The organism is Aliivibrio sp. S2TY2, from assembly GCF_028765525.1.
Taxonomy (GTDB): Bacteria; Pseudomonadota; Gammaproteobacteria; order Enterobacterales; family Vibrionaceae; genus Aliivibrio; species Aliivibrio finisterrensis_A.
This window is the reverse complement of the sequence record NZ_JARACS010000020.1, coordinates 22,851-32,198: the sequence shown is the minus strand read 5'-3', so window position 1 is coordinate 32,198 and position 9,348 is coordinate 22,851. Positions and strand designations below refer to the sequence as shown.

Here is a 9,348-nt window from a genome sequence, read left to right as displayed (position 1 = left end):
TGGATAGAGTACCTGGCTACGAACCAGGCGGTCGGAGGTTCGAATCCTCCCTGGCGCACCATTCTTTTAAAAGAACCTGATCTTAATGATCGGGTTTTTTTATGTCTGAAGGAAATTAAGTTAACCAATTGATGGCTTTATTAAATATATTGATTTAAAGGTTATTGTTAGGTAATTTGATTGTAATCAGTTTAAGTTTTGGGAAATGGTGGCAGTGTATGGATATATCTTGTCATTTTATTCTTTTTGGAACTTATTTAGATTGTTTCTGATTTGACAATTTCGTTGAGGTCGAGATAATCACTTACTCTTTTTAGAATAAAAGAGCACATTTAACATTGTCACTATCATCAAAAAGGAATAAAAGATGACAGACATTGGAAGTCTACTATTGGAAGCGGCAACCTTAATGCTTACAGGCATGGGGGTTGTATTTATATTCCTTACTATTCTAGTTTATCTAGTTCAACTCATGTCTAAGCTGTTGCCTGTGGAGCTAGCGCCCAAACAGGTACTCGCTGTCCAGAAAAATTCAGATCCCGATCAAACAACAGTGCAGCCTCAAGTGATTGCTGCAATTTCTGCTGCGGTTAAGTTACACCGTCAAAAGCACAAATAATCTGTTTTAGGAAAATTATTACAAGGAGTTTGTAAGTATGTCTAAACCACTTTCTATCACTGATGTGGTACTTCGTGACGCCCATCAATCACTCTTCGCAACGCGTATGCGTGTTGAAGATATGCTGCCTATTGCTGAGCAGCTCGATAAAATTGGCTATTGGTCATTAGAAACCTGGGGTGGAGCAACATTTGATGCTTGTATTCGTTACTTAGGTGAAGATCCGTGGGAGCGTTTACGCTTATTAAAAGCAGCAATGCCAAATACGCCAATGCAAATGCTATTACGTGGTCAAAACCTATTGGGTTATCGCCACTATGCCGATGATGTGGTAGAAAAGTTTGTTGAGCGGGCTCATAGTAATGGTATGGATGTATTCCGTATTTTTGATGCAATGAATGATGTGAGAAACTTTCAAACAGCCGTTAAAGCGACCATTGACGTAGGTGCTCATGCACAAGGCACACTTTCTTACACGACCAGCCCTGTACATAATTCAGATACTTGGGTCGATCTTGCAAAACGTCTTGAAGATCTTGGGTGTCATTCTCTTTGTATTAAAGACATGTCTGGTTTACTTAAACCTTATGAAGCAGAAGAATTAATTACACGAATTAAAGCGTCATGTGATGTGCCATTGGCATTACATAGCCATGCAACAACCGGTTTGTCAGCAGCAACAGCAGTAAAAGCCGTTGAAGCGGGTATTGATATCCTCGATACGGCAATTTCGTCAATGAGCCAGACTTACGGGCATACACCAACGGAAACGGTTGTGGCTATGTTAGAAGGCACTGAGCGAGATACGAATTTAAAACTCGATCAACTAGAACCGATAGCTTCTTACTTCCGAGAAGTACGTAAAAAGTACGCCAAGTTTGAAGGGCAACTAAAAGGAGTCGATTCTCGTATCCTTATTGCACAAGTTCCCGGTGGAATGCTAACGAATATGGAAAGCCAACTTAAAGAGCAGGGTGCTGCTGATAAGATGGATGAAGTTTTATTAGAGATCCCGAAAGTGCGTAAAGATCTTGGCTACATTCCCTTAGTGACGCCAACATCACAAATTGTAGGCACTCAAGCCGTGATAAATGTGCTTACGGGTGAGCGCTATAAGAGCATTACAAAAGAAACAGCAGGGGTTCTTAAAGGTGAATATGGCTCAGCTCCTGCTGCTGTCGATGCTGAACTGCAAGCTCGTGTATTAGACGGTGCTGAAGCCATTACTTGTCGCCCAGCGGATCTATTGAAATCAGAACTTCATACACTAACAGATGAATTGCTAGCGAAAGCAAAAGAAGAGAATATCGAACTTGCAGAGCAACAAGTTGATGATGTTCTTACTTATGCTTTATTCCCTCAAGTTGGGCTTAAATTCTTAAATAACCGCAACAATCCAGATGCTTTTGAACCAGCTCCAGGTTCAGAAAAAGAAGGAATGGAAGAGGGAGTGAAAGTAACGCCAGCAAAAGGTAACGTTGAAGCATATAGCGTTAAAGTTGATGGGCAAATTTACAATGTTGAAGTTGGCCCTCAAGGTGTTATTTCTTCGGTAGCTCCGGTATCCGCTCAACCAATTCCAGTTCAATCACCTCAGTTGTCAGCAGTCGATGCTGAATCAGTAGATGCCCCATTAGCTGGAAATATTTTTAAAGTGCTTGTTCAGCCTGGAACAGAAGTTGCGGAAGGTGAGGTTTTACTCATTCTTGAAGCCATGAAAATGGAAACTGAGATCAAAGCGTCACGTAATGGTACAGTGCAGGATATTTTAACTAAGGAAGGCGATGCGGTAGCTGTTGGCACACCGTTGCTTTCTCTAGCGTAAGGTAAGTTAAACATGGATGGTTTATTAATATTATGGAATGAAACCTCAATTGCTAATTTTAAGTTTGAACAACTTATTATGATTTTAGTGGGTTGCGGTCTTTTATTCTTAGCGATTAAAAAAGGATTTGAGCCATTACTACTGCTACCAATTGGTTTTGGTGCAATATTGGCTAACATTCCAAACGCAGGCTTCACTGAGCCCGGCGGTTTACTTTACTACGTTTACTACGTTGGGATTGAAACCGGAATCTTTCCACTCTTGATCTTCATGGGGGTGGGTGCAATGACGGATTTTGGGGCTCTCATCGCAAACCCTAAAACGTTATGGTTAGGCGCTGCTGCGCAAGTGGGTATTTTTGCAACATTATTTGGTGCGATTTTGCTTAATTTTGTTCCGGGCATGGAGTTTACATTAGCTGATGCTTCATCAATTGCTATTATTGGTGGTGCTGATGGCCCAACAGCTATCTTCTTAGCGAGTAAATTATCCCCTGATTTATTGGGTGCCGTTGCTGTAGCTGCATACAGCTATATGGCCTTAGTTCCAATCATTCAGCCTCCAATAATGAAGGCACTAACTACACCAGAAGAGCGCAAAATTAAGATGGCCCAATTGCGTCATGTTGGTAAAGCGGAGAAGATCATTTTCCCGCTAGCAGTTCTTCTTATGACGATTCTATTTTTACCATCAGCAACGCCATTAGTTGGCATGTTCTGTTTAGGTAATTTGATGAAAGAGTCTGGTGTTGTCGATCGTTTATCTAGTACTGCTCAAAATGAACTGATTAATGTTGTGACCATCTTCTTAGGGCTCGGTGTTGGTTCAAAGCTAGAAGCTGAAACCTTTTTGAATGTTGAAACGTTAGGCATTTTATTGCTAGGTGCGGTTGCTTTCAGCGTAGGTACTGCTGGTGGTTTAATTATGGCTAAGATCTTAAATAAGTATTCAAAAGAAGATATAAACCCATTAATTGGTGCTGCAGGAGTATCAGCCGTGCCAATGGCTGCTCGAGTAGTTAATAAGGTGGGTCTTGAAGCTAACCCTCAAAACTTCTTATTAATGCATGCAATGGGGCCTAATGTTGCTGGTGTACTCGGCTCTGCGGTTGCTGCTGGTATCTTATTAGCGCTTGTTGGTTAATATTGAGTAAAACTTAACAATAAAAGGGTGCAGTAGCACCCTTTTTTATTTTATGCTTATTAACTATATTTACTGGGCTATCGGGATTTCTTCACCATGTTCGATTGGTTTAATGCGGATTCTGCATTATGGGTATTATTTAGCTCTGGATTTTTAAGTGCCACATTATTACCAGGAGCCTCTGAGGCGAGTTTAATTGCAACATTAAAATTAGACAGTTTTTCTATGTGGACAGTTATTGCTGTAGCAACATTGGGAAATACGCTGGGAGGCATAACAAATTATTGGCTTGGTTTGTTACTCCCTGATAAAACTTCTTCACAAAAATATGGTCATAAAGCCATTAAATGGATAAAAAAATACGGCTATTGGACGTTATTGTTCAGTTGGTTACCTGTTATTGGTGATCCCCTTTGTTTAGCTGCCGGATGGTTAAGAATGAAGTTCTGGCCATGTGTGATTTTAATAGGGATTGGCAAGGCTGCTCGATACGTTCTTCTATCGTTTGCAGTAAATGGAATATTATAGGATTTAAGATGAAAAAATTATTAGGCCTCTCGATTATTTTAGCACTCTCAGGGTGCAGTAACTCTGAGTTTGAAGCCCCAAAAACATCAGACCTGCCAGAAGGTGTTACTTTGGTTGAGCAAGTGCTACCAAAAGAAGGCACTACAGTAATTCCTTATCAGAAATACACATTAGAAAACGGGCTAACTGTAATTCTTAGCCCTGATCATTCAGATCCTCTCGTGCATGTTGATGTGACTTATCATGTAGGCTCTGCACGAGAAGAGATCGGAAAATCAGGTTTCGCTCATTTCTTTGAGCATATGATGTTTCAAGGTTCCGAAAATGTTGGCGACCAACAACATTTTAAAATCATCACTGAAGCAGGTGGGACGTTAAACGGCACGACTAATCGCGATAGAACAAATTACTTTGAAACCGTACCCGCGAATCAATTAGAAAAAATGCTATGGCTAGAATCTGATCGAATGGGATTCTTGATTGATGCTGTTTCCCAAAAGAAATTTGAGATCCAACGTAGCACAGTGAAAAATGAGCGTGGTCAGAATTACGATAACCGTCCATATGGTTTAATTTACGAAAGAATGGGAGAAGCGTTATTCCCACAAGGCCATCCATATTCATGGCAAACCATAGGGTATGTCGAAGATTTAGATCGTGTTGATGTTAACGACTTAAAAGCATTCTTTTTACGTTGGTATGGCCCTAACAATGCCGTTATTACTATCGGTGGTGATTTAGATAGCAAGCAAACATTAGAATGGGTAAGCAAATACTTTGGTTCAATCCCTCGTGGTCCTGAAGTTGAAAATGCCCCTAAACAACCAGTAACGCTAACAGAAAACCGTTACATCACACTAGAAGACCGCATTCAGCAACCAATGGTTATGATTGGTTGGCCAACGACGTATCGTGGTGAAAAAACAGAAGCCAGCTTGGATATGTTAGCGACTTTACTTGGTAATGGTAAAACAAGCTTACTTTATCAAGAGTTAGTGAAGACAGGTAAAGTCGTTGATGCTGGCGCTTTTCATGATTGTGCAGAGTTATCATGTACCCTGTATGTGTATGCAATGACAGACTCTGGTGACAATAACAGTTTAGCCACAGCTTATACTGAAGTGATGGATGTGCTTGAAAAATTTGATAAAGAGGGCGTATCAAAAGAAGATCTTGCTGAAGTTCAAGGCAGTGCCGAAGCTGGGGCGATATTTGGGTTGCAATCGGTATCAGGAAAAGTATCTCAACTTGCTTCAAATGAGACATTCTATGGTCAACCTAACCAACTTGAAAAACAGCTAACAGAATTAAAAGCAGTAACGCCAGAAAAAGTATCTCAAGCGTTTGATAATTATATTGCTGATAAATATAAAGTGACGTTAAGTGTTGTACCAAAAGGAAAAACACAACTTCAAGTTAAAGCCCCAAACTTTATTACGCCAAAAAGAGAGCTACCTGAGTATCAAAAAATTGGTGAGGGTGATTTAGAAGTACGTAAAGCAGTAGATGATTTTGATCGCTCTATTATGCCTCAACCATCAAAAGCAGTGACGGCAAAAACACCGGATATTTATCGTGCGAAATTACAGAACGATATTGAAATATTAGGCACTGAAGCGATTGAGACACCAACGATTCAATTACAGATAGCAATACCTGCTGGAAATCGTTATGTGGTAAGAGGCAAGGAAGGGTTAGCTGAGTTAACCGCTGCCATGATGGAAGAAGGAACCATCGAGCGTTCCGCTGAAGATATTCAAAAAGAATTGGATAAATTAGGCAGCTCAGTCTCTTTTAATACTGGCAGTTATACGACAACCATTTCAATAGCATCACTGACTAAAAATATTGATCAAACATTAGCCATAGTAAATGACATGTTATTTGCTCCAGCCTTCAAAGAAGCTGATTTTGATCGATTGAAAAAGCAAGCAATGGAAGGGCTTGTTTACGATCATCAAAAACCATCATGGTTAGCTTCTCAGGCGACTCGCGAAATCTTGTTTGGCGGGACTATTTTTGAACGTTCTCCAGATGGCACGCTAGACTCAGTTAAGGGTTTAACCATTGAAGATGTAAAACAGTTTTATAAAAATAATTACACCCCAGTTGGGACTCAAGTCGTTTCTGTTGGTGATATAACTAAATCAGATCTTGTATCAAAACTTTCTTTTTTAGCGAATTGGCAAGGTAAGGCACCTCAACTATTAGCGCCACAACAATTACCTAAATTAGACAAACAAAAGATTTATGTTATCGATAAACCGAACGCGCCTCAAAGTGTGATCCGCTTTGTCCGCCAAGGTATGCCATATGATGCGACAGGGGAGTTATATCAGACTCAATTAGCTAACTTTAACTTAGGTGGTAATTTTAACAGTCGAATTAATCAGAACCTTCGTGAAGATAAAGGGTATACCTACGGTGCTGGTGGCTATTTAATGGGAAATAAAGAAATTGGAATGTCGATTTTTTATGCCCAAGTTCGAGCTGATGTAACGCTAGAATCGATCAAAGAATTCATTACTGAAATGAAACAATTTGAAACGGATGGCATGACAATGGATGAGTTGAACTTTATGCGCTTAGCTGTTGGTCAACAAGACGCACTGAAGTATGAAACCCCAAGTCAAAAAGCAAATTTACTTGGTAAAATTCTCACCTATTCTTTGGATGAAGATTTCATTGATGAACAGAATGAGTTAATAGCGACATTAGGGCGTAATGAACTGAATGCATTAGCTACAAAATGGTTTGATCCAACGGAATATCAAATTATTGTGGTTGGTGATGAAAAGTCATTAATGCCAAAACTGAAAACATTAGGTTTACCAATAGAGTTACTAACACCTAATAAGTAATGATTGTTAGAAAGACGGCAATATATAAAAATATCGCCGTTTTTTTTCGTATCCAAGTCTCATTAAAATTTGTTAGTATCTCAGGATATAAATCAACATTATGATGTTGAACTTACCTCAATAGCGAGATTGTATTTTGACCGAATTTATCAACCGATTACAGAAAGTCGCTTCCAATCCTAAGGCCTTTAAGAAAGCGGGTCGAGGAATTGAAAGAGAGACCCTACGATTTACTTTAGGCGCTTCACTTTCGTCGAAGCCACATCCTGTAGGCGTCGGTTCAGCATTAACGCATAAATACATAACCACTGATTTTGCAGAGTCTTTACTAGAGTTTATTACACCTGTATCGAATGACGTAGATACGGTAATCCAACAACTTGAAGATGTGCACCATTATACGGTTTCACATATGGGTGAAGAAAAGCTTTGGCCCCTCTCTATGCCATGTTTTGTTACTCATGACGACGATATTACGCTTGCGCAGTATGGCTCATCAAATGTAGGGCAGCTTAAAACAACATACCGTGAAGGACTAAAACGCCGATATGGTAGTGTGATGCAGGTGATCTCGGGCGTGCATTTTAACTTTTCATTTTCAACAGAGTTTTGGGATGAATTGTTTGGTCAGCAATCTGAAAATGAAAGAAAAGAGTCAGTATCAGATGCTTACTTTGGTTTGATCCGTAACTATTATCGTTTTGGCTGGTTAATTCCGTATTTCTTTGGTGCGTCTCCAGCACTGTGTAGTTCATTTATTCAAGGCCGTGAAACGGCAATGGAGTTTGAAACATTAGGGAATACGCTTTATCTTCCTTATGCAACGTCTTTACGATTAAGTGATCTTGGTTATACCAATGATTCACAAAGTGATTTGAAAATCAGTTTAAACAGCGTCAGTGAGTACGTTGATGGTTTAAATAAAGCAATACGGACACCATCAGAAGAATTTGCAAAAATTGGTTTAAAAGAAGGTGATAAGCACGTTCAATTAAATGCAAATGTACTGCAAATCGAAAATGAGCTGTATGCCCCTATCCGCCCTAAGCGTGTTGCTAAAAATGGCGAAAGGCCATCAGAAGCACTAGAAAGAGATGGCGTAGAATACATAGAAGTTCGCTCATTAGATGTAAACCCATTCAGCTCTGTAGGGGTTGATAAAGACCAAGTCCGTTTCTTAGACTTATTTTTAACATGGGCAGTGTTGACTGATTCAGCACCAATGAATGACAGTGAAATGGCATGTTGGAAAGATAATTGGAATAAGATCATTGAAAAAGGTCGTAAACCAGGCTTAGAACTGAAGATTGGTTGCCAAGGCGAACGATTAACTCAAAAAGCATGGGCTGAGCGAGTATTTGATGATTTACTGGTTATCGCTAAAAAAATGGACGCTGCGAATGGAGATGATGAATACCAACAAACTCACCAACGTTTAATAGCAATGATTGAAGACCCAGAGTTAACCATCTCAGGTCGTTTACTTGCAGAAACGAAAAAAGGTGGTGGTATTGGTAAAATAGGGTGTGACCTTGCGGTTCAACACCGCGAAACTCATCTTAATCATCAATATGGCTATTATACTAAAGAAGAGTTAGATGCTGAGGTTGAGCGTTCTATTCAAGCACAGAAAGGCATTGAAGCGAAAGATACGCTCTCTTTTTCTGAGTATTTAAGTAATTACTTTAGTTATTTAAAGTAATTATTAATAAGAAACTTATAGCACTGTTATTCTATGGATAGCGGTGCTTTTTTTTGAGTGAATTTATGAATTACAAATTAGTCATTGTTGCTGTTACTTTTTCAGTATTAACGGGATGTGCGACCGCTCCCCCAACAAAACAAGACAACTTATGTGATATTTTTCGAGAGAAAAGTGGTTGGTATGATGACGCCAAAGACATGACTGAAGAATATGGAACCCCAATAAATGTAGCCATGGCTATTATGAAACAAGAAAGTAGCTTCAGAGCAACGGTAAGGCCACCAAGAACTCAATTGCTAGGGTTTATCCCATGGAGTCGCCCAAGTTCAGCTTATGGTTATGCACAAGCTCAAGACCCAGTATGGGGAGAGTATGAAGAAGCAACTGGTGGAGGATCTCGCAGTAGCTTTGATGACGCCATTATGTTTATAGGTTGGTATACTGATGGTACGCAAAAACAATTAGGGATCTCAAAGTGGGACCCGTATAACCAATATCTTGCTTATCACGAGGGTCGTGGTGGTTATAAACGTAAAAGCTATCAAAGAAAACCACAATTGATTAAGATAGCTCGTAAGGTCGAATCTCAAGCAAAAACGTATGGCTGGCAATTAAAACAATGTAAAGCCGAACTTGAACGACAAAGTAGTTGGTGGTGGTAAGCCAT

Annotated in this window: 7 protein-coding genes; all 7 read left to right on the top strand. The window is 39.7% G+C overall.

The features are described 5' to 3' along the window. Positions 1 to 367: 367 nt before the first annotated feature. The 7 genes from PVK63_RS19310 (at position 368) to PVK63_RS19280 (ending at position 9,343) form a co-directional block, all read left to right on the top strand. On the top strand, positions 368 to 619 hold the full coding sequence (locus PVK63_RS19310) for an oxaloacetate decarboxylase subunit gamma (protein ID WP_130044270.1): 252 nt from the start codon (positions 368 to 370) through the stop codon (positions 617 to 619). A 37-nt stretch (positions 620 to 656) separates the two neighbouring features. Further along, on the top strand, positions 657 to 2,444 hold the full coding sequence (gene oadA, locus PVK63_RS19305; protein WP_130086997.1) for a sodium-extruding oxaloacetate decarboxylase subunit alpha: 1,788 nt from the start codon (positions 657 to 659) through the stop codon (positions 2,442 to 2,444). Positions 2,445 to 2,456: 12 nt separating this feature from the next. Next, a complete protein-coding gene (locus PVK63_RS19300; protein WP_130044268.1) occupies positions 2,457 to 3,587 on the top strand; it encodes a sodium ion-translocating decarboxylase subunit beta in 1,131 nt (376 codons plus the stop codon). A gap of 96 nt (positions 3,588 to 3,683) precedes the next feature. Then, entirely contained in the window at positions 3,684 to 4,115 is a 432-nt protein-coding gene (locus PVK63_RS19295) for a YqaA family protein (RefSeq protein ID WP_130086999.1), read from the top strand. Positions 4,116 to 4,123: 8 nt separating this feature from the next. Then, the gene (locus PVK63_RS19290) at positions 4,124 to 6,976 is read left to right on the top strand and encodes a M16 family metallopeptidase (RefSeq protein ID WP_130087001.1); all 2,853 of its coding nucleotides are present in this window, start codon (positions 4,124 to 4,126) and stop codon (positions 6,974 to 6,976) included. A gap of 136 nt (positions 6,977 to 7,112) precedes the next feature. Next, positions 7,113 to 8,678 carry a glutamate--cysteine ligase gene (gene gshA, locus PVK63_RS19285; RefSeq protein WP_274440887.1) on the top strand — a complete coding sequence of 522 codons (1,566 nt, stop codon included), beginning with the start codon at positions 7,113 to 7,115 and terminating at the stop codon, positions 8,676 to 8,678. 65 nt (positions 8,679 to 8,743) lie between these two features. After that, complete coding sequence (locus PVK63_RS19280) at positions 8,744 to 9,343, top strand: transglycosylase SLT domain-containing protein (protein WP_130066338.1); 600 nt, start codon at positions 8,744 to 8,746, stop codon at positions 9,341 to 9,343. Positions 9,344 to 9,348: the final 5 nt, after the last annotated feature.